The organism is Mesorhizobium sp. B2-3-4, assembly GCF_006442315.1.
Taxonomy (GTDB): domain Bacteria; phylum Pseudomonadota; class Alphaproteobacteria; order Rhizobiales; family Rhizobiaceae; genus Mesorhizobium.
In genome coordinates, this window is record NZ_VFVY01000012.1 from 1 (window position 1) to 25,426 (window position 25,426).

The window sequence follows — 25,426 nt, forward strand, 5'->3', positions numbered from 1 at the left end:
AACCATCGAGGCAGCCGAATGCAGGAACTATTTCGAAAACGCTGGTTACGTTTCCGTCAAAACATGAAACGCTCTAGCTGCATGCTTTCAAGATGAAATCGGCGCAACGGTCGCCGATCATGATCGCCGGTGCGTTGGTATTGCCGCTGGTCAAGCGCGGCATGATCGAGGCATCCGCGATGCGCAGGCGCGGCACGCCGCGCACGCGCAGCCTGGGATCGACCACCGCGCCCTCATCCATTCCCATGCGGCAGGTGCCGCAGGGATGGTAGACGGTCTTGGCGTGGCGGATGATCTGATCGACGATCACTTTGTCGGCGATATCGTCCGATCTGCCCGGAGCCACTTCCTCGGCGACGACCTCGCGCAGCGCCGGCTGGCGCAGAATGGTGCGGGCGACCTTCATGCCGGCCACAAGCATGGCGAGGTCATCGGCATGCGACAGGAAGCCGGTGGTGAAACGGATCGGATCGTTCGCATCGCGGGAGCGCAGCAGCATTGAGCCGCGCGACTTCGGCCGCAGCACGCATGGGTTCAACTCCATGCCGTGGCGCTCGACCGAGCCATGCTCGGCGTTCTCGATCATCACCGGCAGCACATGGAACTGCACGTCGGGCCGGCCGTCTCCATCGGTATCGAAGAAGCCGCCGCTCTCGACGACATTGGAGGTGAGCAGGCCACGACGGAACAGCAGATATTCGATGCCGTGGCGCAGCGCCTTCAGCCCGCGATCCTCGCCGAGCAGGGAGATCGGCTTGCGGGTCAAAGCGTAGAGCGGGGCTGCGACATGGTCCTGCAGATCGCGGCCGACCGCCGGCATGTCGCGGATCACGGGAATGCCCAGCTCCGTGAGATGCGCGGCCGGGCCAAGACCGGACAGCATCATCAGCTTCGGCGTCGCCAGCGCGCCAGCGGCGAGGATGACTTCGGCCTTCGCCGAAGCGGTGTGGCTCTGCCCGTCCGGCGTTCTGTAGGTCAGGCCGGTCGCCGCGCCATTCTCCAGCGTCAGCCCGGTCACCAGCGCATCGGTGACGATTTTGAGATTGGCATTGCCGGCGAGCGGCCGCAGAAACACCTTGGCGGCGGATTGCCGTTCACCGTTCCAGGTCGTCGTCTGGTAGAAACCGACGCCTTCCTGGTGCTCACCGTTGAAGTCATCATTGTAGCGGTAGCCGGCCTGCTGCGCCGCCTTGATATAGGCAAGCGACAGCGGGTGACGATAGCGCGGATCGGAGACCGGCAGCGGCCCGGCATTGCCATGCCATTCGCCGGCCAGCCTTTCGTTGCGCTCCAGCCGCGTGAAGACCGGCAGCACCTCGTCCCAGCCCCAGCCCGGGCAGCCGAGATCGCGCCAGCCGTCATAGTCCTGTGGCTGGCCCCTGACGTAAAGCATGGCGTTGATCGACGAGCCGCCGCCGAGCGTGCGTCCTTGCGGGATCGGCAGCGAGCGGCCACCGACGCTCGGCTCCGGCTCCGACTGGTAGATCCAGCTTCGCGCCGTGCCGATCACCCTGGCGAAGGTGGCGGGCATGTCGATGAAGCGCGTGTTGTCGGCCGGGCCCGCCTCGACGACCAGCACGCGCTTGCCCGCCGCGACCAGCCGGTTCGCCACCGTGCAGCCTGCCGAGCCGGCGCCGGCAACGATGTAGTCGTAAACCTCGGCCATATCGGTCAGGCGTAGCGCATGATAGCGGTCTTGGTCTCGAGGTAGCCCTCGATCGCCGCGCGGCCATGCTCACGGCCGATGCCGGACTGCTTGAAGCCGCCGAATGGCGCTGCCGGATCGAGCGTGTTGTGCGAGTTGACCCACACCGTGCCAGCCTTGAGCCCGTGGATGGCGCTCATCGCCTTGCCCATGTCGCGGGTCCAGATCGAGGCCGACAGGCCGTAGCGCGTGTCGTTGGCGATGCGGATCGCCTCATCGAGATCGGCGACCGGCATTGCCGCCACCACCGGTCCGAACACCTCTTCGCGCACGATCTCCATGTCGGGGCGGACATGATGCAGGATTGTCGGCGCCACATAGTGTCCCCCGGCCGGAACCGCACGCGCGCCGCTGACGCGTTCGACGCCTGCCGCGAGGCTTCGCTCGACGAAGCCCTGCACGCTGTTGCGATGCTTGGCCGAGACCAGCGGGTTGATCTGCGCCTCGGCATCGCGGCCGGCGCCCATCGTCATGCCGTCGGCGATCTCGGCCAGGCGCGCCAGCGTGCGCTCGTAGATCGACTTCTCGATCAACAATCTCGCCGCCGAGGTGCAGACCTGGCCCTGGTTGAAGAACATGCCGAGCCCGGCCAGCAGCGGCTCGATGCCGTCTTCCATGTCGGACAACAGGATCATCGGCGATTTCGAGCCGAGCTCCAGCGTAAAGCGCGCGATGCGGTCGACCGCGGCATGGCCGACGCGTTTTCCCACTTCCGTCGAGCCGGTGAAGGTCAGTTTGTCGACGCCGGGATGGCGGATCAGCGCTTCGCCGGTGACGGCCCCGCTGCCGGTGACGATGTTGACGACGCCGGGCGGGAAGCCGACCGCTTCGATCAGCTCGGCGAGTCTGAGCAGGCCGAGCGGCGTTTCCTGCGGCGGCTTCAGGACGACCGTGCAGCCGCAGGCCAGCGCCGGAGCGATCTTCCACATGCCGATCAGCAGCGGGAAATTCCACGGCACGATGGCGCCGACGACGCCGACCGGTTCCATGACGGTCATTGCGTGGTGCTTGGCGCCGGGCGGCACCGGGATCGAGACCTGGAAAGTCGAACCCTCGATCTTGGTCGCCCAGCCGGCATAGTAGCGCAGCCAGTCGACGGTGCCGCCGGCGCTCAGCATGCGGGCGACGCCCAGCGACTTGCCGTTCTCGATGCTCTCGATCTCGGCTAGAAGGTCGGCGTCGGTCTCGACCGCATCGGCAAGCCTCAGCATCAGGTTCTGGCGGTCGACCGGCCGCATCGAGGCCCATGGGCCTTCGAGCGCGGCGCGCGCGGCACGCACCGCCTGGTCGACGAGTTCCGGGCCGCTTTCCGGCACATGCGCGACGATCTCACCCGAAGCGGAATCGTCGACGGCGAGGCCGTCGCCCGCAAGGCCGTCGACGAAACGGCCGTTGATGAAGGGCCGGTGCGACCGCGCCAGGAAGGCTGCGGCAGCGGCGCTGATCGGCGGTACGGTTCTCTCGTTCACGCCATTCCTCCTCGAAATCCGACGAACAGTTCCGGCAGGGTTATGGAGCGTGCCGACGCGCTTCAAGCCGCCGCGGGCGCGAGTGCGCTTTCAGTCAAAACAAAGTTCCCGCTCGGACAAGACGGCGCGCCCTTGGCCAATCAAGATTGGGCAACGAGATCGGCTGCGCGGGCGCGGTCTTGAACGGTGCTGGAGGCGACGGCGGTTGAGCGCAATTCTCGGCAATGCGATGGTCATCACGGCGGCGCTGCCGCTGGTCCTGGGCATCGTCCTGGCCCTGCTTTCACGGTTTGTCGTTCCGGCATCGTCGCCCGTGCGCATACTGTTTTGGGCCGCACTGGTCCTGTTCTTCTATTGGGACACGCTCGGCCCGCCCGTCATGCCGCCGGTCGCCGCCAGCCAGAAGCTGATCTATCTCGCCATTGCCGGCATCGTCATCGGTTTTTTGCCTGAGCGGATCCTGGCGGGCCGGACGGCCGGCGTTCTCACCGCTGCTGCCCTTGCCACGGCGTTCCTGTGGCTCGGCTGGCGTCGCATTGCCGCCGGCTCGCTCGACCTGCAGATGATCGCAGCACTTGCCGTTGCTCTGCTGGTCCTCATCGGTGCGGCGATGCTCATGGCGCAGCCATCCTCGCCATCGCCTGCGGCCGAAGAGCCGTTCCTGGCGCCGGCGGCCGCGCTGTCCCTGTCGCTCTCCGGGGCCATCGTCTCGGTGCTTGGCGCGTCGATCGTCACCGGGCAATTGCTCGGCTCGCTCGCCGCGCTGACCGGCGGCTGGTGCCTTGTCCAGTATCTCACGACGTTGCGCGGCGGCGCAGTCTCCACCTTGAGCAAAGGTGTCGAATTCCTGTTGCTCTTCGCTGCCGCCACGGTGCTGATCCAGGTGGCCTTGCTGGCGCCAAAGGCCAATCCCCTGGCGCTCGTCCTGTCATCCTTGCCGCCGCTCGCCGCCGTGCTCATGCGCGGCCGGCTGCAAGGCCTGCTTCCCGGCGCCCGGCCTTTGCGGCCGTTGGTTGCCGGTGTCGTGATCGCCGTTCCGGCGATACTGGCCATCGTGACGGCGATCGTCTGGGCGCCGCACGGGGCCGCCCTTGGCTTTTCCTGAGCCGCTCCAACAACCAACAAACAGGGAGACATATGTGAGGACGAAGAGATTGATTGCCGCGCTGGCATTCGCCGGCGCTTCGATGCTGGCATCGGCGGCCTATGCCGACAATTACGAGATCGACGGCCAGCACGCCTGGGTCACCTTTACCATCAAGCACGGTATCTACGGCATCGCGCACGGCCAGTTCGACGCGGTCAAGGGTGCCATTGTGATGGACAAGGCCGACGTCACCAGGAGCAGCGTCAAGGCGGAGCTCGACGTCGGCTCCATCCACACCGCCTTCGATCAGCGCGACAGCGATCTGAAGGGTCCTGATTTCTTCAACGCCGCCGAATTCCCGACGATCTCCTTCGAAAGCACCAAGGTCGAGAAGGTCGACGACAAGACCGGCAAGGTCACCGGCAATCTCACCATCAGCGGCGTCAGCAAGGAAATCACGCTCGACGTCAAGCTGCTCAACGAGGCGCCGGCGCCATGGGATGCGACGCTGACCAAGGCGGCCTTCAGCGCCACGGGCAAGGTGAGCACGGCGGACTTTCCGATGGCCAAGGCCGCCGACGGGTTCGGCCTCGGGCCTGAAGTAGACATCGCCATCGATCTGGAGGCGATCAAGAAGTAAGTCACTGCAGCAGGCGGACCTGTGGTGGCCGCCGCGCGGCTCGGATGTCGCGCGGCGCTTCGCAAAGACGGCTCCGAAGTGCGCGTTCAGTCAAAACAAAGTTCCCACTCGGACAAGACTGCGGGGCGGCTCCGGCGCACTATCCCTGAACAAGATCGGCACATGGCCAAGACCTGCCGTAGCCGGCGCGACAGCACCAATCGGGATGGACCAATGAGATTTTCCGGCAAGACGGCATTCATCACCGGTGGCGGCACCGGCATCGGTGCGGCCGTCGCACGGCGCATGGCCGCCGACGGGGCCAGCGTGGTGCTGATGGGCCGGCGGCGCGAGCCGCTAGAGGCAGTCGTCAGGGATATTGGCGGGCTGGTGGTGCAGGGCGATGCCGCCGACGCCGGGTCCGTCCGCGCTGCCCTTGCGCAAGTGCATGACAGATTCGGCCCGGTCGACATTCTCGTCGCCAATGCCGGTGGCCACGGCGTCGGTCCGACCGTGTCGATGAGCGACGAGACCTGGGCGCTGGCGACGCGCCTCAATCTCGACACCACGTTCGTCTGTGCCCGCGAGTGCCTGCCGGACCTGATCGCGCGGAAGGGCAACATCGTCGTCGTCGCCTCGATCGCCGGCCTGTTCGCCGGACCGGCGGCGGCCGGCTACGTCACCATGAAGCACGCCTGCGTCGGCCTCGGCAAATCGCTTGCGCGCGACTATGGCCGCCAGGGCGTGCGCACCAACATCATCTGCCCCGGCTGGGTGGCGACCGACATGGCCGACGAGCAGATGCAGGTCGTTGTCGAAAAGCACGGTCTCGGCTCCATCGAGGAAGCTTATCGCCTGGTCACCAGGGACGTGCCGCTCGGCCGCCCGGCAACGCCGGAAGAAGTGTCCAACGTCATCTGCTTCGTGGCCTCGGGCGAGGCAGCTATGATGAACGGTTCGATCCTGACCATCGATGGCGGCGCCACCGTCGTCGACCTGCCGACGCTTGCCTTCGTCGATTGATGTGGAGGGTACCATGAACGACCAGAACAGACCTGCCGACTGGAAGCATTTCGACGATTTCGCCGCCGGCATCGCCAGCAACCGTCTGCCGACGACGGACGCGTTGCGCGGCCAGACCTTCAAGATCACGCTGAATACCGGCCGCGTCATCGATCTCGCCTTCACATCGGCAGATACCGTGGCCTGGAGCGAAGGCAGCGATGCCGGGGCTGACTGGTACGAGGCGCTGGAAGTCGCGCCGCAAGTCTTCTTCGTCAACATGGTTTTCGCCACGCGGCCGACGCAGGACGAGGCCTTCATCATCGACACGAAAACGCGGCGCGTGCTTTCGGTGCGAGAGCGGGTTCGCGAGCCCGGCGAGGCGCCCGGCGAACCGCGAGTCGCGCAGGTCTATTCGGCGGGCGTGCTTGGCGACGCCTCGGTTCCGCCTGCCGGCACCGAGCCCGCGCCGACACGCGACCTGATTGGCCTGACCGCGCACTACACATACAGCCCCAATCACGTCTACGAGCACATCTATCTGAGCTCTGAACGCTATGCCTGGCAGAATCTCGTCGGCATTCAGCGCGGCCATGGCGACGTCGATCTCGCCACCACCTGGAAGTTCGACGACAAGCTTTATGTCTTCGGCTTCCGCGAGTTCATCATCCCGGTCGCTTCGCTGTTCTTCTACAATTGGGACACGATGCGCTCGACTGGCAAATTCCTCGGCATCACCAGCCAGGGCAAGGTCGAGAACAAGCCGGCCGGCGCCTTCATCGAGAAGAAATCCACAACCGTCTACGACCCGGGCAAAGCGCCCGTCTGAGCGAACAGGTGAATGGCATGAGCAGGAATTACGAAGTCATCAAGGCGCACTACGCCGGCTCCGACAACAAGGATCTCCAGGCGATGATGGCGCCAGTCACCGACAAGACGGCGTGGACCGAAATGGCGGGCTTTCCCTATGCGGGAACTTATGTCGGTGCCGACGCCATCATATCAGGCGTCTTCAAGCGCATCGGCGAGGAGTGGGAGGGTTACGCGCTGAAGGTCGACACGCTGGTCGATGGCGACAGCACCATCGTCGGAATCGGCACCTATTCGGGCGTCTACAAAAAGACCGGCAAGGCGATGTCTGCGCGCGTCGTCCATGTCTGGGAAATGCGGGACGGCAAGGCCGTCAGCTTCGAACAGTTCACCGACACCAAGCTGGTCGCAGCCGCGATGGGCTGAAGCACTGGCGCCGTGAATGCGGGCTGGCCCTGATGCGCTGGCCCGATGAACCTGGGAGGATGGAATGGAAATCACGTTGAAGGGAATGCTGGCCGGCCTGTTGCTGTCCACCGCGCTCAGTGCCGCCGGCACGGTCGCCGCCAATGCCGGCGACACCGAAATCGTCATAGGCGCGCCGATCTCGCTGACCGGGCCGCTGGCCGGCGACGGCAAGGAACAGAAATGGGCTTATGAGCAGGCTGTCGCCGACATCAACAAGGCCGGCGGCATCATGGTCAAGTCCGCCGGCAAGAAGCTGCCGGTGCGCCTCGTCGTCGCCGACGACGAAAGCTCCGAAGGCAAGGTGGCGTCGGCGCTCGAAAACCTGATCAAGGTGCAGAAGGTCGACGCGCTGCTGTCGACCCATTCCGGGCCGATGAACATCGCCGGCGCCATCGTCGCCGAAAAGTACAAGAAGTTCTACATGATCACGACGGCCTTCCCGTTCGAATGGCAGCCGTTGAAGCTCAAATACTCGGCGCTGTTCTTCTTCCATCCTGGCCCCGGCGCCGAGGTGCCGTTCGAGGTCTGGGACAAGCTGCCCGCCGGCGAGAAGCCGAAGCACCCCGCTTTGGTCACCGAGGATTCGCCCGACGGCAAGGGCTTTGGCGGCGCCTTCCAGGCGGCGGCGAAGAAGTACGGCTACACCTTTGCCGTCGACGATCCATGGGCGATCGGCGCCACCGATTACTCGGCGCTGATCACCAAGCTCAAGGCCGCCGACGTCGACGCCATGCTGGTCTTCGGCTCGCCCGCCGATACCATCACGCTGCTCAGGCAAATGAAGGAACTCGGCTTCTCCGTGCCATATTTCCACGGCTGGAAAGGCACCTGGACCGGCGAGTTCCATGAAGCACTGGGGCCGGACTCCGATTACATCATGACCGACGGCTTCTGGTCGGCGAGCTACCCCTACAAGGGCGCCAAGGAACTCGGCGACCGCTACGAGGCCGAGTACAAGAAGGACTCCGTCACAGTCGGCGCCTTCTATGCCAATGCGCAAGTGTTGGCGCAGGCGATCGAGAAGGCGGGCAGCACGGATGCTTCGGCGATCCATGACGCGATCTTCGGCCAGGAGTTCAAGGACACCGTGGTCGGCGACCTGAAGTTCGACGAGACCGGCTTCGCGCTGATCCCGAGCGTCGCCACGCAATGGTGGCAGGGCAAACACCAGCTGATCTATCCGGACGGCACCTGGACCTACAAGCCGGCCCCGGCCTGGGACAAGCGCTGACAGGCGAGGGGCAGGGCGCGCTCGTAAGGGAAACACCTTTCGGGCGTCGGCGCTGCCCCTTATTGCCCTGCCAAGCATTTCTCCCCGTATAGTGACGGGGAGAAATGGCTGGCCGCGCGGGCGGCGCCAAATCCTGACAGCTTCCCAAACCCAATCACATCCCCGGAGAGACGGAAACACGATGCAGCCAGACGAAACCCTGCTTCGCCTCGAGGCGGTCCAGAAGCGGTTCGGCGGGCTCGTCGTGCTCAACAATGTCGACATCGCGGTCGGTCCCAACGAACTGATCGGGCTGATCGGCCCCAACGGCGCCGGCAAGTCGACGCTGTTCAACGTCATCACCGCCATCTATGCGCCGACGCAGGGGCGAGTGCTGTTTCGTGGCAAGGACATCACCGGCATTGCGCCACACCGCATCTCCAGGCTCGGCATCGCCCGCACCTTCCAGCTGGTACGCACCTTCCTGACCATGACCGCCTTCGAGAACGTCATGGTCGGCGCCGTCTACGGGGCAGGGGGCCGCGTCAAGCATGCGACCGAGGCGGCGAACGCCGCGCTCGAACTGGTCGGCCTCACTGCCCGGCGCGACATGCGCACCGCCCATATGACGCTCTCCGATCGCCGCATGCTGGAGATCGCCCGCGCCGTCGCGTCGGACCCGGCGCTGCTGCTCCTCGACGAGCCGATGGCCGGCCTCAACCCGACCGAGATTCAGCGCATGGTCGACGTTATCAGGCGCGTCCGCGCCGAGCGTGGCCTTTCGATGCTCTGGGTCGAGCACAAGGTCGACGCCATCATGAAAGTGTGCAGCCGCGTCATCGTGCTCGACCATGGCGAGAAGATCGCCGACGGCACGCCGCGCGAAGTCACCCAGAACCGCAAAGTCATAGAGGCCTATCTTGGCGAACCGGCTGCTTGAAGTAAGCGATCTCCAGGTCGCCTATGGCGACGTCGGCGCGCTGTGGGGCGTCTCGCTCCATGTCGACCCCGGCACCATTGTCGCCATCGTCGGTGCCAACGGCGCCGGCAAGACCACATTGCTCAGGACCGTCTCCGGCCTGCTCAAGCCGAAAAGCGGCGACATCAGGCTGGCCGGCCAATCGCTGGTCGGCAAGGCGCCGCAGGAGATCGCCTCGATGGGCATCGCGCATGTGCCGGAAGGGCGCGGCCTGTTCCGCCAGATGACGGTGCTGGAAAACCTCGAGCTCGGCGCCTTCCAGCCCAAGGCGCGGCCGCGCACCAGGGAGTTGCTCGATAGGGCCTATGCACTGTTTCCGCGTCTGAAGGAGCGCGTCCACCAGAAGGCCGGTTCGCTCTCAGGCGGCGAGCAACAGATGCTGGCGATCGCGCGCGCCACCATGTCGGAGCCGTCGCTGCTCATCCTCGACGAACCGTCGCTGGGGCTGAGCCCGCTGGTCGTGCAGCAGATGTTCTCGCTGATCCAGACCTTGCACGGCCAGGGCGTCACCATCCTCTTGGTCGAGCAGAACATCCACCAGGCGCTGAAAGTCGCCGACTATGCCTTCGTGCTGAAAACCGGCTCGCTCGCCATGCAGGGCACCGGCGCCGAACTCATCGCCGATCCCGAAATCCAGAAAGCCTATATGGGCGCGTTGGAGTAATCGATGTTCAACCTCCCTCCACCCGACATCCTGCTCCAGCTCTCGCTCAACGGCGCGCTCGGCGGCGCTATGTATGGCGTCGCCGCGGTGGGTCTCAGCCTCATCTTCGGCACCATGCGTCTGATCTTTCTCGCCCAGGGCGCGATGATCATTCTCGCCGCCTATTTCGTGCGGGCGCTGTTCTACGGCCTCGGCATCGACCCGTTCCTGTCGCTGCTCATCGTCGTGCCGGTCGGGCTCGGCGTCGGCTGGCTGATGTATCATGGCCTGTTCCGCAAGGCCGCCGCCGAGGAGGACCGCAACGTCTCGCTGCTGATCGCCGTCGGCCTGATGTTCCTGGTCCAGAACTTGATGACCGTCGTCTGGGGCGGCAACACCGCCGGCGTGGTGACGAGCTATACCGCGACCGGCATCGAACTGCTTGGCGTGCGCACCTCATTTACCCGCACCATGGGTTTCCTGATCGCACTCGCCGGCACCGGACTGGTGATGCTCTTCCTGCGCAAGACCATCGTCGGCAAGGCCGTGCGCGCCGCCTCCGAGGACATGGACGCCGCGACGCTGATGGGCATCAGCCCGCACCGCGTCAACGCCATCGCCTTTGCCATCGGCATCGCGCTTGCGGGTGCCGCCGGCGTCGCCGTGGCGACCACCTTCCCGTTCAATCCGTTCGCCGGCTTCATCTTCAGCCTCAAGGCGCTGGTGGCGCTGGCGCTGGGCGGCATCGGCAACGTCACCGGCGCGCTCGCCGGCGGTATCTTGCTCGGCCTGATCGAAGCCTATGTCCAGTTCTTCATCTCGGGCGGCTGGACGAACGCCATCGCCTACGGCGTGTTCCTGGCGGTGCTGATGTTCAAACCGGAAGGCCTGTTCAGTCGGCCCTACAAGAAGGCTTGAGAGATGAGCAACGCCTTTAAATGGATCGCCATCGTCGCCGTCGCGGCGCTCGCGCTGCTGCCATTCGTGCCAGGCGCTGTCGACGCCTATTATTTCTCATTCCTGTTCTTCGTCTTCCTCTATGCCATCATGGCGCAGAGCTGGAACCTGGTGGCCGGCTATGGCGGCCAGATCAGCCTCGGCAGCCACGCCTTCTTCGGGCTGGGCGCCTATACCACCGCCATCCTGTGGACCGGCAACTATCTCTGGGGCTCGCTCTATGACACGCATCCCGGCATCTACTATTTCGATCCGGTGACGATGGCGCTGGGCGGCGTTGTGGCGGCCCTTGCCGCCGCCATCATCGGCCTGCCGCTGCTGTCCAAGCTGCGCGGCGACTATTTCGCGTTGGGCACGCTCGGCTTCGGCGAAATCGTCAAGGTGCTGTTCGTCAATGGCGGCGATTTTACCGGCAGTGCCTTCGGCATCGTCGCGCCCGCCGGCATGTTCGACACGCTGCGTCCGCATTACTGGGTCGCACTCGGCCTGATGGTCGCCACCGCGCTCGCCATCGGCGCCCTGATGCGCTCGCGCTACGGCCTGGCGATGATCGCGGTGCGCGACGACGAGATGGCGGCGTCGGCCAACGGCATCGATGTGCTGAAGGTCAAGGTCGCGGCGTTTGCTGGCAGCGCCTTCATCGCCGGAGTCGCCGGCAGCCTCTACACCTTCTATATCTTCCATGTCGGCCCGGACTCGGTCTTCGACCTCGACTGGATGCTGCTGCCGCTGATGATGACGGTGGTCGGCGGCACCGGTACGCTGCTCGGCCCGATCCTCGGCGCGCTGGTGATGTACGCGGTCTTCGACCTCGCGCGCATTGTCGTGCCCGACTATCACCCGGTGATCTCGGGGCTGACGATCATCCTGGCGATGCTGTTCCTGCCGAAGGGGCTGATGCGCAGTTTTGCGGGCAAGGCAAGGCTGGCGTAAGAGTTGGGTAGAAAACCCGCAGCGCGCTCCGCAAGGCAACGCTCAGTTCGAGCCCGCGACGCCACGAATATGTGCCAGTAAAACGATGAACTGCCCGATGAGCGCGGCGTTGAAACTCTTCCGTTCAGCTCAGGCCGACGCCCCCTAATGCACCACCGTTCCCAACCTCTCCCGCAACTCCCTCGGCGCCACATCGTACTTGCTCTTGAAGGCCCGCGAAAAATGCGCGCTGGAATTGAAACCGCAGGCAAAGGCGATTTCGGAAATCGAGGCTGAGGCGCGGGCAGGGGACAACAATTCCTCCTTGCTGCGCTCCAGCCGCCTGTCCCAGACGAAGCGTTCCAGTGTCATGCCCTCGCCTTCGAAGGCGCGGTGCAGGTAGCGGCGGGAGCAGCCCATGTGGCGGGCTATATCTTCGGCCGAAAGAGTGCTGCGGGCGAGGTTGGCGTCGATATAGGCAACAATGCGCTCGCGCAGCGCTTCCAGCGGCGAGCGGCGGAAGTCCGGCGCCATCGGCTTGGCCTGGATCAGCCCGTTGACGAGCTGGATCAGGCTTTCGCCGACGCGGCGGCAGCCGGCTTCGTCGAGCTTGTGCGCGGTGCCGATCGCCATCTGCATCAGGCCGGACACGATATGGGTGAGGCTGTCGTCCTGGCCGGGCAATGGCACTGGCGCCGAAAGGCGCGCCAGCGTGTCGTCGCCGAAGGTCGAGCGCGGCACCTGCAGGATGAGCTGGTCGACTTCGCTGAGGTTCTGCAGGCAATAACTGCGCAGCGGATCATAAATGATCGCCGCGCGCGGGCCGAGATCGACCGCCGTCTGCTGCTGTTCGAAGCGGCTGCGGCCGCTGAGCTGCATCAGGATCTTGATCGAGTCGGGATCGAAACTGCGCCAGATGGCGCGGTCGCTGACCACAAGATGCGATTTGGCCTTGATCTCGGAAAGCCGGCAGGAGCCGAGATTGACCGAGACCAGCTTGGGCAGGGACGGCCCCTCGCCGCGCGAGAAGCGTTGGGTGATGGGGCCGAACAGCGTCCGCGACGCGGACAGGAAAGCCTCACCGTCGGCGACGCTCATATGGTGGCCGAGCATAGTCTCCTCCCATCTTCGTTTCTCTCCCGTCTTGATGCGGGATTTGAGAGGCAACGGCAGCACCGATGCAATCAAGAACTTAACATGCTAACCATATTCGCCGCAACAACAAGAATTCACCCTTGTAAGGACGCCCTTCGGGCGGCGAGAAGGGATAAGCAGGTGGCCCGACCAGGCAGGTCTCGCCACTCGTGCGGCATCGCGGCGACGGCGAGCGTTACCTGCAGGACAGAAAAAAGCGCGCCGACCGGGCCGGCGAGCGCCGCATTCGGAACAGACCAGGCTTATGGCGCGGAACGGATCGAGACGGGCAAACCGCATCGGAAGCCGAACCTGGTCTTCGTCATGCGGAGATAAGGGCGGGCTGCTTCGACGTCTTGGCGTCGACATCGCCAAATGTCGCCTCCAGGAAGGCAAACAACTGGTGCACGGCGGGCGATTTGCAGGAATAGTATATCCACTGGCTATCCCGGCGAGTATCCACGAGTCCGGCCTTGCGCAGCTTGGCCAGGTGTTGCGAGAGGGCCGCCTGGGAGTGATCGATACCTAGCTTCTCCAACAGCACGTTTACCGATAGCTCGCCATCAAGCAAATGGGCCAGGACCAACAGCCTGGTCGGATGGCCGACTGCCTCAAGGAAATCGCGTGACTCGTCGCACCCGCGCTTGGATATTTTCGAAATCATCTGCGTTAACCTAGCGTCGCCGCGCGACAGGTAAACCATGCGCGCCTAAATTAGTCTACGAGGAATGCGTCTGATAACGCGAAGGGGATGGCCCGCGCCCATCGGGGGATCGGCGCGGGCCGACCAAGTTTGCCCTTGGCCAGCGGCCCATCCACGGTGCGCCGCATGCCTTCGAAACTTGCGTTTTATCTTGCCGTTCCAACGAGGTGCAAAAAGCCTGTGCCGGCCGGCAGCGGGCAGCTCTGCTGAGGGGATCAACCATTCATCTCCGCCGCGAGACTGCATTGGCAGCCAGCGACCAGTCTTAGGCTCTGGATGGCTAAGTTTGGCTCCACGACTTGACCGCCAGGTGGTTGAGCTCGCGAAGATCGAGCCGCAAGATGCGCGCCGCCGAGCTTGTCGGCACGGGGCGTCGATGCTTATTTGGCTGGAATGGGCTGAGGGCGGTGGTGGTCAGGCGATTCAATCTGCTGGGGGAGCGTCGGCCTCGATTGGCCAACATGAAGGCGAACGCCGAGCTTTCGCCGAAACACCGCCTTGTGCTGGCCCTGGCGCGCCTGCTGATCACGCTGCGGCATCCGCTGCTTGTCGCGCGCTTCACGAGAAAGATGGGCTACCTGCCCAATCCAGCCGCGCCGCAGCGATACAATGAATGCATGCTCTGGCGCCGGCTTATCGACCACAATCCGTTGTTCGTGACCCTGTCGGACAAGCTCGCCGCGAAGGACTATATCAGCCGTGTCTGCCCAGATCTGCCGCTGCCCAGGACCTTGTGGCGCGGCAGCGATCCCGATTCCATCCCGGTTGCGTTGCTTGCCGGCGACGTGGTGGTCAAGGCCAACCATGGCTGCGACATGAATGTCTTCGTTTCGAACGGCCAGCACGACCGCGCCGCGATCGTGCGGCAAGCAAGGCGATGGCTCGCCAGACGGCAGGGGCGCCGCAACAGCGAATGGGGCTATTGGTCGATCGTGCCGGAAATACTGGTCGAGGAGATGCTTCCGCTCAGCGGCGGCGAGATCGCCACCGAAATCAAGGTTCAGCTCTGCAGCGGTGTCGTTTGCCACGTCAGGGCCGAGGACAAGAAGATCCGCATGTCGCGGCTATTCGATCCCGAGGGCAATCCCTTGCCGGGTCGCGATATCGACTATCCCAGGGAGGATCAGGCACTTCCGGTGACGGCGCGCCTGGTCGATTGCATACGCCAGGCGGTCCTTATCGCGCCGCGTATCGCGGGCGATCTCGATTATGTCAGGGTCGATTTCCTGGTCACCGACGAGCGGCTGTTCGCGGGCGAGGTGACTGTCTATACGGCGGGCGGCTATTCCACCTGGAGCAATCCCGCCATCATGGCTGGCATCGAGCAGCACTGGCGGCTCGACCATGCCGATTTCCTGCGGCGGCCTCATACCGGCTTCGTCCGCCTCTACGCCGAAGCGCTGCTCGCCAAATGCGGCGGGGGCGATCCGGCACCCGTCCATTCCGCTGAAAACCGATCCTCTTCAGCGGCCGGCGATGTCCAGCCGGCGGCCTGACAGCGGTGAGGTGATCAATGGCGTGCCGATCTGCGGCTTTCGATCTCGCGAGCCATGCGCTCGATCGACGGAAAGTCGATGAACCAGCGTGGCGAGATGCCGATTTCGAAGCGCCTGTCGAATTCGGACGCCAGCTTCACGGCCATGATCGAATCGACGCCAAGATTGCCGAATTTCGCGTCGGGCAAAATCTCGTCGGCACGCAGCATCTTCTTCAGGCTCGATGCCAGGTAGGTGGCGACTGCATCCAGATCGTCGCCGGCTGCAAGGTCCGCCGGCAGCGCCGGCGCATCCTGGGCGCGCATGTGGCCGGCAAGCTGCGCCACGGAGGGATATTGCAGCAGGTCCTTGGGGGACAGCCGCCTTGCCAGGCGCTGTTCGACAAGCACGATCAGCCGGATCGCCATCACCGAATCGAGGCCGATGCTGGGGAAGGGGCTGTGCGGATCGAGCTCGTCCAGCTTGAGCAGCTCGCTGACGATCGCCGACAGCGCGCCCTCCATGTCACCCCGTGGACTGTTTCCCGTCCGCGCTTCGGCCTGTGGGCTTTGCCGGGCTGGAGCTTGCGAAACGGATTGCCGTGCTGACGGAATTTCGATCGGGGCGGCAATGTCGACCGGGATTGGTGCCGGGGCGGAAGCGCCTTCCGCGAGGGAGCCGACCTGGCTCGAGCGCAGCAATCCCGCGTCGAGGTCGAGATGCTGCAAGATCGGCTCGCGCCAGCCTTGCAGCGCGAAAATCTCGCCGCTACCTCGGCCCAGCACCGTGCGCCACGCGTCAAGCCCGGCCGCGATGTCGAGAAACGCATAGCCCAGTGAAGCGAACCAGTCGTCGAAGCTTTCGGTGACATATTTGTCCCATTTCCATCGTGACCAGCTGATGGCGTGGCTTGCGCCGCTCCTGCGCCCGGCTGCAACAGCCCGATTACGCCAGCCGGCAAACGCGTTCTGGAAGGCGCAGCCATAGGCATAGTCGCTGCCGCCCGCGAGGCCGAGCGCCGCCAGTGACGAAAACGCGACGAAGAAATCGAGATCGAGCTTGGCAGTCGCAAGGTCGAGGTTGACGGTGCCCTGCACCTTGGAAGCGCTGACGGCGGTGAAGTCCTCCCAGTCCTTTCTGTAGAGGTAGGCGTCATTATGGGCGGTCACCATGTTGACGATGCCGTTCAGGCGGCCATGCGTGGCCAGCACGCCCTCGATCATGCCGCGCGTCTGGCCGATCTCTGCTATGTCGCAGCTGACATAGTGGACTGAGCCCGGTCGGTTCGCCCTCGCGCGAAGGGCATCGATGCGCTGCGCAACAGCACCTTCCCCTGGCGAACGCCCGCACAGGATGAACGTGGCATCGACCTCGCCAATGAGAGTGTCGAGCAGCCGGAAGCCAAGTTCGCCCGCGCCGCCGGCAATGAGGTAGACACCGTCAGGCCGGAACCATGTACCGGTAGCGCTGGAGCCCGCCGCCATGCCGGCCTCCCGCAATCCCCGCACCGCGCGTGTTGGAGCAAAGCGGATCGTGAGCGGCGTTCGGGGCGCCGCGGCGATGACTTCGGCGGCCAGCAGCCGGCGCCAATCCTGCTCTGCGGGGTCGCTGAAATAGAGCGTGTGCATCTTCAGGCGCTCATTCTCCAGAAAGGCCGATTTGGCGAACGCCGGCAGCGCATCCGTGACCGGCGAGAGACCAAAGTCCTGCCCCGCCACATAGAACAGGTCGACCTCCCTGCCGAACGACTGCTCCATGAGGGCTTTCGCCAACCCAAACAGAATGCCTGTTTCCTCCTGAGCCAGCATGCGCGGCCCCAGGGCCGGCTCGGGTGGCAGGATGATCACGATATCCGGTTCGTCACCGGCCAGGTTCCACACATCGAGCGACGGCTCCGGCGCTGACATCGCGCCGACGAGCGATGTGACAAGCGTGGTTTTCGGCGTCACCGCATCGCGTAGCCCGGTTTCGAAAGCCTCGATCTGCGCTTCATTGCGGCCGATGACCCAGATGCATCTGCCGTCGAGCGGCCGTCCGACGCTCACGTCTGCCGACTGCCAGCACGGTTCGAAATAGATCATGCGTGCCGGATCTGCGGCGGCATCACCGGCAACGACCGCGCTGCCGGCTCTCGGCTCGAACCAGCAGCTCCTGTCCGGCCAGGGTGAAATGGGCAGCGGACGGCGTCCGGCGTGGACGATGTCGGGCCAGTCGGTGGCGCCGGTGTCGAGCCACCGCGTCACGTGGTCGGGCCAGTCCGCCGGCGCCGATTGTTTGGAGCCTGATGTCGCCACGGTTTTGGGCAGGGCATGCCCATCGGCGATCGCCGTCAGCCCTTCCAGGAGATCGGAGATCGAGGATGCGCGCACTATAGCGCGCATCGCGCGGCTCTCTTTGCGGCCTTGCAGCGTGAACGCGATATCCGCCAGCAGGCCGTCGTCCTCCCGCTGTTCCAGCGCGCCGATGGCCCGCGCCAGTGCCGCCGCGTGAACCTTCATCAGCGCGGCATTCGATGCCGTGACCGGCACGAAGAGCTTGCCTCCCGCCGTTGGTTGCCGGCGCGGCCGGCGATGCTCCCGCAGCACCACGCAGGCATTGGCACCGCCGAAGCCGAAGGAATTGACCACCGCGCCGAGCGGCAGGTCGGGCGTCGCGGCTTGCCAGGGTGTGGTCTCGGACTGGACCGAAAATCCATCCTCCAACCGGATGTGCGGGTTGAGGTGGCGGAAGTTCGACAGGCCCGGCAACGTCCGGTTCGCCATGGCCATGACGACATTGGTCACGCCGGCCACGCCTGCCGCCGGCTCCAGATGGCCGATATTGGTTTTCACCGAGCCTAACGCACAAGGCGAGGCCGGCAGGCCGTTTTCGGCGCGCAGTTTGTGGAACGCCGCCTTGACGCCTTCCACTTCGATCGGGTCGCCAAGCTCGGTGCCTGTGCCGTGCATTTCGACGTAGGACACGTCGTTTGGGGTCAGCCGCGCATCCCTGAAGGCGCGCATTACCAGGTCCGCCTGCGCCCGGCTGTTGGGCGCGGTCAGCGATGCCGCCTTGCCGCCATGGTTGACCGCGGTTCCCTTGATGACGCCGTAGATGTGGTCGCGGTCCGCAACCGCCTTCTCCAGCGGTTTCAGCAGCAGAGCGGCGACGCCTTCGCCGCGCGCATAGCCGTCCGCGCCCGCGTCGAAGGTGCGGCATTGGCCGGTGGGCGACAGCACGCCGAGCTGGCGGCCCATGACGAACAGGTCAGGTGCCAGCAGCAGGTTCACGCCGCCGGCGATGGCGAGATCGCATTCGCCGTTGCGGATCGCCCTGACCGCATTGTGAATTGCCACGAGACTGCTCGAGCAGGCGGTGTCGATCGCCTCGCTCGGCCCGTGCACGTCGAGGAGGAAGGACACGCGGTTGGCGAGCATGGCGTGGGCGTTGCCCGTGCAGGCCTGCGCGCTGAGGACCCCTTTGAGATCGAGAAGTTTCTGGTAGTCCTGGAACTGGACTCCGGCGAAGACGCCGACGGCGCCGTCGGCAAGCTGTTTGGGATCGTGGCCGGCGTCCCAGATCGCCTCCCAGGCGGCCTTGAGGAACAGGCGTTGCTGCGGATCCATCTGCTCGGCTTCATAGACCGAGATGCCGAAGAATTCGGGGGAGAACTGGTCCTCGCCCTTGATGAAGCCGGCCCATTTCACATCGGTTCGGCCGCTCTCGCGCAAGGGATCGCCGGACAGCGCCCGCCAGTCCCAGCGCTGCCTGGGCACTTCGCCAATGCAGTTGCGGCGCGCGGCCTGGTTGTCCCAGAATTCTTCCTTCGAAGCAGCGCCCGGCAGGCGGCAGCCGATGCCGACGATGGCGATATCGCGGTTCGGATCGTCGTCTTGCTGCCCGAGCCCGGCTTGCGCCTCGCCCGCGCCCGCCGGCTGTCTCTGGCCCTGTTCGGCGAGGTGCTCGGACAGGGAACGCAACGTCGGGTAGGTGAAGAGCAGTATGGTGTCGACCTGTGTGCTGAAATGCCCGGAAAGCCTGCTCGCCAGGAGCTTCAGCGAGGCCGAGTCGAAACCGAGATAGCCAAGCACCTCGTCCGGATCGAGACTGTCGGGGTCAGTTTCGAGGATCGCCGCCGCCAGCGACCGTATGTCCTGCAACGGATCGGCAGGCCTGTTCGAGGCGGTCGCGGAAATATCGGTTTGGGAATTCATCTTGGTGCCTCGAACAGTCTGAAAACACTCGGCCCCGGCCCCGGCCACGGTCCCGGTAGGGGCCTGCGCATGCTCTACGATCCAGCGGCCTGCAGCCGCGCCGCTGATGTCTCACGGTCGGTGAACCAGAAGCGCGTGCGCGCGAAGGGATAGACGGGGGCGGCTATCCGCTTGCGCTGGCCCGGCGTGTAGAAGCCGGCAAAATCGACTTTCGCGCCGCCGACCCACTGGCGCGTGAAGCGCCGCGACAGCGCCTCCAGTTCGTCTCCCGGTGCCGGCTCCGGGCCGTCCGCGCTTGCGATGATATCGGGATCGTCCTTGCCGGCGACGAAATTGGCTAGGGAAAGAGCAAGGTCCTGCCAGTTCTTGGCGACGATCGCCACGCGTCTGGGCAGCAGAACCCGTCCGACTTGAAACGTGTAGAGGAAGTCTTCGAGGCCCCGAGCGGTCTCGCTTCCGGTAGCAGGTCCCGCAACCTGGTCCTGTGCGAAGAGCCGTAGCTGCTCGGCATAGTCACGCAGCCGGCCGCCATCCCTGGCCGAGATCGGCAGGATCGGCAGCACCGGAGCCGCCTCGGCGTCGGCAACGACATCGCTCTCAGCCGGCAAATATTCCTCGATCACGGCATGGCCATAGGCGCCGCCGAAGCCGAATGCGCTGACGCCGGCCCGGTAGGGCGCCAGGCCGCCATCGCTCGCGCGCTGGCGCTGCCATGGCACGGTCCGCCGCACGAAGTCGAACGGCGTCCCTTGCGTTTTGCACAGCGGATTGACGGTGCGCAGGTGCGGGTTGCCCGGGATGCTGGCATGCCGCATCGACAGCAGCACCTTGACGATGCCGGCGAGGCCCGAGGCAGATTCGAGATGTCCGATATTGGCCTTCACCGAACCGATGCCGCAGCGCGGTTGCACCCCATCGTCATTCCTGTCCCCGGCAAGTTCATCATAGGCCCCGCAGAGGGCGTTGAACTCGATCGGATCTCCGAGCGGCGTCGCCGTCCCATGCGCTTCGACGTAAGTCACAGTGCGTGGATCGATCCCGGCGCGCCGCCACGCCGTGGCGATCAGTTGTTTCTGGCCGACGGCATTGGGGGCCGTCAGCCAGTTGGCGCGGCCGCCATGGCTGATCGCCGAGCCGATCAGCAGGCCATGGATGTGATCGCCGTCGGCTTCGGCTTGCGAGCGCGCCTTCAAGAGCAGCGAGACCGCGCCCTCACCGCGCGCATAGCCGCTGCCCGAGGCGTCGAAGCTTCGGGTCCGGCAGTCGGCGCTCAGCGTCCCTTCCTTGCGGAGCGACTGCGACAGGGTCGGACCGAGGATGAGGTTCACGGCGCCCACAAGCGCCATCGCGCAATCGCCGTTGCGGATCGACTGCGCGGCGATATGCAGGGCAGCCAGCGAGCCGGAGCAGGCGGAATCGACCGCGAGGCTTGGGCCAGTAACGCCAAGCGTGAAGGAAACCCTGTTGGCGATGATCGAGGTCGCCACCCCGGTCGCCAGCGCCGCGTCGGCCGCGATATCGTTGCGGTAGAGCAATTCCTCATAGTCGGATTTGCCCGTCGCGAAGAAGACACCCGTTGGCGTTCGCGCCAGATCGGCGGCGCGGTAGCCGGCCTCCTCGACGCAGTGCCATGCCGATTCCAGCGCCAGACGCTGCAGCGGATCCATCAGGCGCGCTTCCTCGGGCGAGATCCCGAAGAACGATGCATCGAAGGCGTCGACCTCCTCCAGGAAGCCGGCTTCGACGACACCGGCTTCGCCGCCGGCCCGACCATGCGGCAACGGACCGATCAAATCGCGGCAGGCGGCAAGATTGTCCCAATATTGCGCTGGTGTGCGCGAACCGGGAAAGCGCGCGTCCATGCCGATGATGGCGATCGGCTCGCGCCAGTGTTGCTCGGCTGGACTGAGCGACCTGCCGCGCTCCGTCACGAGCGCCGCCGTGAAACGGGCTGCCTCGGCCACCGTCCTACTCCTGCCTTTCGAGCGTCGGCTCACCGAGCGCCGCCTTCAGGGCGCGAAGCAGGTCGTCCTTCGAGCGCGCCTGTGCGGCCGGCTTGGCGGTCGCGGTGATCGGCGCTGGTGCCAGGTGACGGGCAAGCAGTTCGGGTGTCGGGTACTGCCAGAAGATCGTTGGTTCGAGCGACAGGTTCAATGTCTCGTTCAGGATGACAGCAAGCCGCGCCGCCAGCACGGAATCGATGCCGATCGTGCCGAAACTGTCGGTGGCCTCGACGGGCGCCTTGGTGCCTGCCAGCGCCTGTGCCTGTGTCAAGATCCGCTCCTGCAGTTCTTGCCGGCCGAAGCTCTTGTCGCCGTCCGGTCGTTGCGCTGGGGTCGGCATGGCGGGTTCGCTGCCTTGGCCGCGCGTTTTGAGCGGCGTCATTTCGCCCGAGACATAGAGCGCCTTTGTCAGGCGTCGCTGCACCTTGCCGCTGGTCGTCTTCGGTAACGAGGCCGGCGGAATGAACACGATATCGGCGAGGCTGATGTCGTGTTCCTGCCAGACCGCGTTGCGGACGGTTTTCTCCAGCTCCGTCAGATCGGTGGCATTGCGCGCGGTGCGCTCGATCTCATGCACGACGACGATCGTTTCGCCGTCGTCATTGTCGACCGAGAAGGCCGCGCCGTTCACGGTGCGGAATGCCGGATGGCTGTCCTTGACCGTCAGTTCGATATCCTGCGGATAGAGGTTGCGGCCCCGCGAAATGATCAGGTCCTTGAGCCGGCCGGCTATATAGAGTTCCTCGTTCCAGAGAAAACCAAGGTCGCCGGTGCGCAGGAAATGCGGCTCGCTTTCGTCGGCGGGGCTTTGCGCGAAGGTTTGCCGGCTTGCATCGGGCGCCTGCCAATAGGCCCGGGCAATGCTTGGTCCGCGCACCCACACTTCGCCGATCGCGCCGTCGGCGCAGCGCGCCTGTGTTTCCGGATCGACGATGGCGACTTCCATGTCATGCGCTGGCCGCCCGGAGCTGACGAGCGCGACGGCGTCCGGCCCCTCCGCGGGAACGAATTCGCCCCGCGCCAGCGCGACCCTGTCCACACGCATGATCACCGGCTTCTCGCCGACACGCGAGGTGGTGCTGAGAAGCGTCGCCTCCGCCAGGCCATAGGCTGGAAAGAAAGCGTCCTCGGCAAAGCCGAAAGGCGCGAACCGTTCCTGGAAGCTGGCCAGCGTCGAGGCATGAATGGGCTCGGCGGCGTTGAGGGCGTTGCGCCACGAACTGAGATCGACGCCTTCGAGTTGTTCGGGGCGGATCGACTTGACGCAAAGCCGATAGCCGAAATCGGAGGACATGCTCGATGTGGCACGGTAACGGCTGATCGCCTGCAGCCAGAGCGCCGGGTTTCCGCTGAAGGCCGCCGGGCTCATCATGTAGCAGGTGGCGCCGACTTGAAGGGTCTGGACCACGATGCCGATCAGCCCCAGGTCATGAAACAGCGGCAGCCAGCTGACGATGACGGTCTTGTCGTCATGGCCCATATGGCGGGCGGTGAGGCCGGCATTGTGGATCAGGTTCGCGTGGCTCACCATCACACCCTTCGGCGTGCTGGTCGAACCGGATGTGTATTGCAGGAAGGCGATGTCGGTTCTGGCCTCGGCCAGTCCATCCCAGTCGTCGGCAAGGCCTTCGCTCTCCAGATCCTCCACGCACAGCAGTTCCAATGCGCTGATCGACGGATAGGGTTTCGACCAGGCGACGATGTTGTCGCGGATCGAATGGCAGGTGAGGATGAAGCGGGGGCGGCAATCCGCGACGATGGCCTCGAATGTCGCCCAGCTCCGCTTGTTGGGCTTGGGCGTGTGGGCGGGAACGGCGATCGCTCCGCCATAGAGCGTGCCGAAAAAGCCGAGCACGAACTCCGCGCCTTGCGGAAACAACAGCAGGATCCGTTCACCCGCGGCGTTGCGGCGCTGCAGGGCGGCACCGATGCGCCGGCAGGATTCGTCCAACTGCCGGTAGCTGATCTGCCGCTGTTCCTCCTTGCCGTCCCTGAGATTGGCATAGGCGACCTTGTCGCCGAGCCGCTGCGCCCTGTCCCGCGCGATATGGACCAGGGTTTCGGAAAACTCTCGTGTCATGCGTCATCCTCTCATGCCGCTTTTTCGAAGACGGCTCCTCCCGATCTTCGAAAATGAGCCGGCGTCGGAGCATCGTTTTCTGCCGCTGTCCGGCCGCCGTGGAACATTCGCCCAAGAACAGTTACACTAATATAATAGTATCCGCAACGTCGAATGGGGCCGATTTTGACTAGACCAGAACCTGGCCCATGGCCCGCGCCGGGCTTGCTTCAAATCCGATAGAAGCGGGCGGCATTGGCCGAGAAAATCCGCGGATCGGAGCGCAATTCGGGCGGCAGGCTGAGCATCGCCGCCGCCAGCACGTCGCCATACTCGCTGGCGAGGCGGCAGACCGGCCAGTCGCTGCCGAACATCAGCCGCTCCGGCCCGAAGCAGGCGACGACATGATGCACATAGGGCTCGAGATCCGAGACCCGCCAGCGGGCGGCGTCGGCCTCCGTGACCATGCCCGAGATCTTGCAATGCACGCCATCGAAGCCGGCGACGCGGGCGATCGGATCGCGCCATGGGTCCAGCGTTCCCGCGGCAATCGGCGGCTTGGAGATGTGATCGATCACGGCGCGCAGTCCCGACACTTTTTCCAAAGCCGATGCGACTGCGCCGAGGTGGCGCGGGAAGGTCAGGACGTCGAAGGCGAGGCCGCTGTCGGCGATCGCTCCCAAGCTGCGCAGAACGGCGGGCCGCAGGATCCACTCGTCATCGGGCAGGTCCTGCAGCATCGGTCTTATGCCAACGAATTTCGGCCTGGTCCTGTAGGAAGCAAGCTGTAGGGCGAAATCCTCGCTCTCCATGTCGAGCCAGCCGACGACGCCGGCAATGAAATCCGTCTCTGCGGCAAGCGCCAGCAGGAAGTCGGTTTCTGCTCGCGTCTGCGCGGCCTGGACGACAATGGTCCTGGTCACGCCGAAGCGCTCGAGAAGCGGCGCCATATCCCTGGGCATGTAGTCGCGCAGCAGTATGTCTGTGGCTCCGCGCATCCAGTGATAGTCGCCACGCGCGGGCTGCCACAGATGATGGTGGGCGTCGATGATCATGATGCTTCCCTGTCCACGCTTACGTGCTTGATGCTTTCAGGCCGCCATTCCATCCCGGTCGAGCGGCGGGATTTTTGCCGCCATGCGCGTCAGGATCGAGCCTGGGCCGACCTCGATGAAGTCGCTGGCACCCTTGGCCTTGAGATAGCCGATCGTCGGCGCCCACAGCACCATCGATTTCAACTGCCGCACCAGCTGCGGACGGATCGTCGTTTCGGGATCGCCGTCGCCGGGATAGGGGCGGGCGGTGACGTTTGAAATGACGGTCTTGCGCAGTGGCCGGAAGGCGATGTCACGCAGGAAGCCATTGAATGCTTCGGCTGCCGGCGCCATCAAGCGGGAATGGAAGGCCGCCCCCACGGGCAGCCGCACGAAAGCGGTCGCGCCAGCACCCGTCATCGCCGTCTCGGCCGCCTCGATGCCGCGCGCAGGTCCCGAAATCACGGTCTGATCCGGCGTGTTGAGGTTGGCGATGTCGACATCGTCTAATCCCCCCTGCGACAGCGCCCTGGAGATGGCATCGGCGGAGAGGCCGATCACGGCGGCCATGCCGCCCGTGTCGAGCGCCGCCATCAACTGGCCGCGCCGCACCACCATGCGCAGTCCGTCGAGCAGGTCGAAGGCACCGGCCGCCTGCAGCGCATTGTATTCGCCAAGGCTGTGGCCGGCGAGCCAATGCGGCGCCTTGCCCATGGCCAGCTGCTGTTCGTGATGGAGCGCATTGACGATGTAGAGACAGGGCTGCGTGATGTCGGTTCGCCGCAGCGTCTCCTCGTCGCCTTCGAGGCACATCTTGCGGACGGAGAAGCCGGCTATCCGATCGATCCGGCTTTCGAGCGGGCCGAACATCCTGCTTTCGTCGAACAGTTCCTTGCCCATTCCGGTGAACTGTGATCCCTGTCCCGGGAACATGAAGACGCGCATCCTATTCCTCCGCTCATGA

20 protein-coding genes are annotated in these 25,426 nt (G+C 64.9%); 11 read left to right on the forward strand and 9 right to left on the reverse strand.

Annotation, left to right across the window (positions count from 1 at the left end):
* Window positions 1-73 precede the first annotated feature (73 nt).
* Entirely contained in the window at window positions 74-1,666 is a 1,593-nt protein-coding gene (locus FJ967_RS18430; RefSeq protein ID WP_140733252.1) for a GMC family oxidoreductase N-terminal domain-containing protein, read from the reverse strand.
* A 5-nt stretch (window positions 1,667-1,671) separates the two neighbouring features.
* Complete coding sequence (locus FJ967_RS18435) at window positions 1,672-3,174, reverse strand: aldehyde dehydrogenase family protein (protein WP_210243582.1); 1,503 nt, start codon at window positions 3,172-3,174, stop codon at window positions 1,672-1,674.
* A gap of 205 nt (window positions 3,175-3,379) precedes the next feature.
* Between FJ967_RS18435 and FJ967_RS18440 the strand changes: the two genes are divergently transcribed.
* The 10 genes from FJ967_RS18440 to FJ967_RS18485 all read left to right on the forward strand — a co-directional run bounded on the left by FJ967_RS18440 (window position 3,380) and on the right by FJ967_RS18485 (window position 11,882).
* A complete protein-coding gene (locus tag FJ967_RS18440) occupies window positions 3,380-4,279 on the forward strand; it encodes a hypothetical protein (RefSeq protein ID WP_140733253.1) in 900 nt (299 codons plus the stop codon).
* A 34-nt stretch (window positions 4,280-4,313) separates the two neighbouring features.
* Window positions 4,314-4,901: a YceI family protein gene (locus tag FJ967_RS18445; protein ID WP_246675305.1), complete on the forward strand. Its 588-nt coding sequence runs from the start codon at window positions 4,314-4,316 to the stop codon at window positions 4,899-4,901.
* A gap of 213 nt (window positions 4,902-5,114) precedes the next feature.
* A complete protein-coding gene (locus FJ967_RS18450) occupies window positions 5,115-5,903 on the forward strand; it encodes an SDR family oxidoreductase (protein WP_140733254.1) in 789 nt (262 codons plus the stop codon).
* Window positions 5,904-5,916: 13 nt separating this feature from the next.
* Window positions 5,917-6,711 (forward strand): MoaF C-terminal domain-containing protein, encoded by a 795-nt coding sequence (locus tag FJ967_RS18455; protein WP_140733255.1) that lies wholly within the window; start codon window positions 5,917-5,919, stop codon window positions 6,709-6,711.
* A gap of 17 nt (window positions 6,712-6,728) precedes the next feature.
* Window positions 6,729-7,118 carry a nuclear transport factor 2 family protein gene (locus FJ967_RS18460; RefSeq protein ID WP_140733256.1) on the forward strand — a complete coding sequence of 130 codons (390 nt, stop codon included), beginning with the start codon at window positions 6,729-6,731 and terminating at the stop codon, window positions 7,116-7,118.
* A gap of 64 nt (window positions 7,119-7,182) precedes the next feature.
* Window positions 7,183-8,391: an amino acid ABC transporter substrate-binding protein gene (locus tag FJ967_RS18465; RefSeq protein ID WP_140733257.1), complete on the forward strand. Its 1,209-nt coding sequence runs from the start codon at window positions 7,183-7,185 to the stop codon at window positions 8,389-8,391.
* A gap of 181 nt (window positions 8,392-8,572) precedes the next feature.
* The gene (locus tag FJ967_RS18470; protein WP_140733258.1) at window positions 8,573-9,310 is read left to right on the forward strand and encodes an ABC transporter ATP-binding protein; all 738 of its coding nucleotides are present in this window, start codon (window positions 8,573-8,575) and stop codon (window positions 9,308-9,310) included.
* A complete protein-coding gene (locus tag FJ967_RS18475; protein WP_140733259.1) occupies window positions 9,291-10,013 on the forward strand; it encodes an ABC transporter ATP-binding protein in 723 nt (240 codons plus the stop codon). The genes FJ967_RS18470 and FJ967_RS18475 overlap by 20 nt, the downstream gene beginning before the upstream one ends.
* Window positions 10,014-10,016: 3 nt before the next feature.
* Window positions 10,017-10,910, forward strand: coding sequence for a branched-chain amino acid ABC transporter permease (locus FJ967_RS18480; RefSeq protein ID WP_140733260.1), 894 nt, complete (start codon window positions 10,017-10,019; stop codon window positions 10,908-10,910).
* Between the two features lie 3 nt (window positions 10,911-10,913).
* Window positions 10,914-11,882, forward strand: a complete 969-nt coding sequence (locus FJ967_RS18485; protein WP_140733261.1) for a branched-chain amino acid ABC transporter permease — start codon at window positions 10,914-10,916, stop codon at window positions 11,880-11,882.
* A 144-nt stretch (window positions 11,883-12,026) separates the two neighbouring features.
* Here the strand turns inward: FJ967_RS18485 and FJ967_RS18490 are convergent, their stop codons facing one another.
* Together FJ967_RS18490 and FJ967_RS18495 are read right to left on the reverse strand one after the other, a co-directional pair.
* Window positions 12,027-12,974 carry an AraC family transcriptional regulator gene (locus FJ967_RS18490; RefSeq protein WP_140733262.1) on the reverse strand — a complete coding sequence of 316 codons (948 nt, stop codon included), beginning with the start codon at window positions 12,972-12,974 and terminating at the stop codon, window positions 12,027-12,029.
* Between the two features lie 343 nt (window positions 12,975-13,317).
* A complete protein-coding gene (locus FJ967_RS18495) occupies window positions 13,318-13,698 on the reverse strand; it encodes a metalloregulator ArsR/SmtB family transcription factor (RefSeq protein ID WP_246675306.1) in 381 nt (126 codons plus the stop codon).
* Window positions 13,699-14,159: 461 nt separating this feature from the next.
* On the opposite strand from FJ967_RS18495, the gene FJ967_RS18500 reads away from it, so the two are divergent.
* Window positions 14,160-15,194 carry an ATP-grasp fold amidoligase family protein gene (locus FJ967_RS18500; RefSeq protein ID WP_246675314.1) on the forward strand — a complete coding sequence of 345 codons (1,035 nt, stop codon included), beginning with the start codon at window positions 14,160-14,162 and terminating at the stop codon, window positions 15,192-15,194.
* A gap of 14 nt (window positions 15,195-15,208) precedes the next feature.
* Here FJ967_RS18500 and FJ967_RS18505 read toward each other — a convergent pair whose 3' ends face one another.
* The 5 genes from FJ967_RS18505 to fabD form a co-directional block, all read right to left on the reverse strand.
* Entirely contained in the window at window positions 15,209-19,366 is a 4,158-nt protein-coding gene (locus tag FJ967_RS18505; protein ID WP_140733264.1) for a beta-ketoacyl synthase N-terminal-like domain-containing protein, read from the reverse strand.
* Between the two features lie 74 nt (window positions 19,367-19,440).
* Entirely contained in the window at window positions 19,441-21,330 is a 1,890-nt protein-coding gene (locus tag FJ967_RS18510) for a polyketide synthase (RefSeq protein WP_140733265.1), read from the reverse strand.
* A gap of 4 nt (window positions 21,331-21,334) precedes the next feature.
* Entirely contained in the window at window positions 21,335-23,449 is a 2,115-nt protein-coding gene (locus FJ967_RS18515) for an AMP-binding protein (RefSeq protein WP_140733266.1), read from the reverse strand.
* Between the two features lie 209 nt (window positions 23,450-23,658).
* Window positions 23,659-24,483 (reverse strand): amidohydrolase family protein, encoded by an 825-nt coding sequence (locus FJ967_RS18520; RefSeq protein WP_140733267.1) that lies wholly within the window; start codon window positions 24,481-24,483, stop codon window positions 23,659-23,661.
* Window positions 24,484-24,519: 36 nt separating this feature from the next.
* Window positions 24,520-25,407, reverse strand: a complete 888-nt coding sequence (gene fabD / locus FJ967_RS18525) for an ACP S-malonyltransferase (protein WP_181175978.1) — start codon at window positions 25,405-25,407, stop codon at window positions 24,520-24,522.
* Window positions 25,408-25,426: the final 19 nt, after the last annotated feature.

What these genes read in the sequence shown, in the direction of transcription:
- FJ967_RS18520 (WP_140733267.1), bottom strand. Translation starts at nt 24,483, where the DNA reads ATGATCATCGACGCCCACCATCATCTGTGGCAGCCCGCGCGTGGCGAC.
- FJ967_RS18470 (WP_140733258.1), top strand. Translation starts at nt 8,573, where the DNA reads ATGCAGCCAGACGAAACCCTGCTTCGCCTCGAGGCGGTCCAGAAGCGG.
- FJ967_RS18515 (WP_140733266.1), bottom strand. Translation starts at nt 23,449, where the DNA reads ATGACACGAGAGTTTTCCGAAACCCTGGTCCATATCGCGCGGGACAGG.
- FJ967_RS18505 (WP_140733264.1), bottom strand. Translation starts at nt 19,366, where the DNA reads ATGAATTCCCAAACCGATATTTCCGCGACCGCCTCGAACAGGCCTGCC.
- FJ967_RS18480 (WP_140733260.1), top strand. Translation starts at nt 10,017, where the DNA reads ATGTTCAACCTCCCTCCACCCGACATCCTGCTCCAGCTCTCGCTCAAC.
- FJ967_RS18430 (WP_140733252.1), bottom strand. Translation starts at nt 1,666, where the DNA reads ATGGCCGAGGTTTACGACTACATCGTTGCCGGCGCCGGCTCGGCAGGC.
- FJ967_RS18465 (WP_140733257.1), top strand. Translation starts at nt 7,183, where the DNA reads ATGGAAATCACGTTGAAGGGAATGCTGGCCGGCCTGTTGCTGTCCACC.
- FJ967_RS18450 (WP_140733254.1), top strand. Translation starts at nt 5,115, where the DNA reads ATGAGATTTTCCGGCAAGACGGCATTCATCACCGGTGGCGGCACCGGC.
- FJ967_RS18485 (WP_140733261.1), top strand. Translation starts at nt 10,914, where the DNA reads ATGAGCAACGCCTTTAAATGGATCGCCATCGTCGCCGTCGCGGCGCTC.
- FJ967_RS18455 (WP_140733255.1), top strand. Translation starts at nt 5,917, where the DNA reads ATGAACGACCAGAACAGACCTGCCGACTGGAAGCATTTCGACGATTTC.
- FJ967_RS18495 (WP_246675306.1), bottom strand. Translation starts at nt 13,698, where the DNA reads ATGGTTTACCTGTCGCGCGGCGACGCTAGGTTAACGCAGATGATTTCG.
- FJ967_RS18460 (WP_140733256.1), top strand. Translation starts at nt 6,729, where the DNA reads ATGAGCAGGAATTACGAAGTCATCAAGGCGCACTACGCCGGCTCCGAC.
- FJ967_RS18500 (WP_246675314.1), top strand. Translation starts at nt 14,160, where the DNA reads ATGAAGGCGAACGCCGAGCTTTCGCCGAAACACCGCCTTGTGCTGGCC.
- FJ967_RS18490 (WP_140733262.1), bottom strand. Translation starts at nt 12,974, where the DNA reads ATGCTCGGCCACCATATGAGCGTCGCCGACGGTGAGGCTTTCCTGTCC.
- fabD (WP_181175978.1), bottom strand. Translation starts at nt 25,407, where the DNA reads ATGCGCGTCTTCATGTTCCCGGGACAGGGATCACAGTTCACCGGAATG.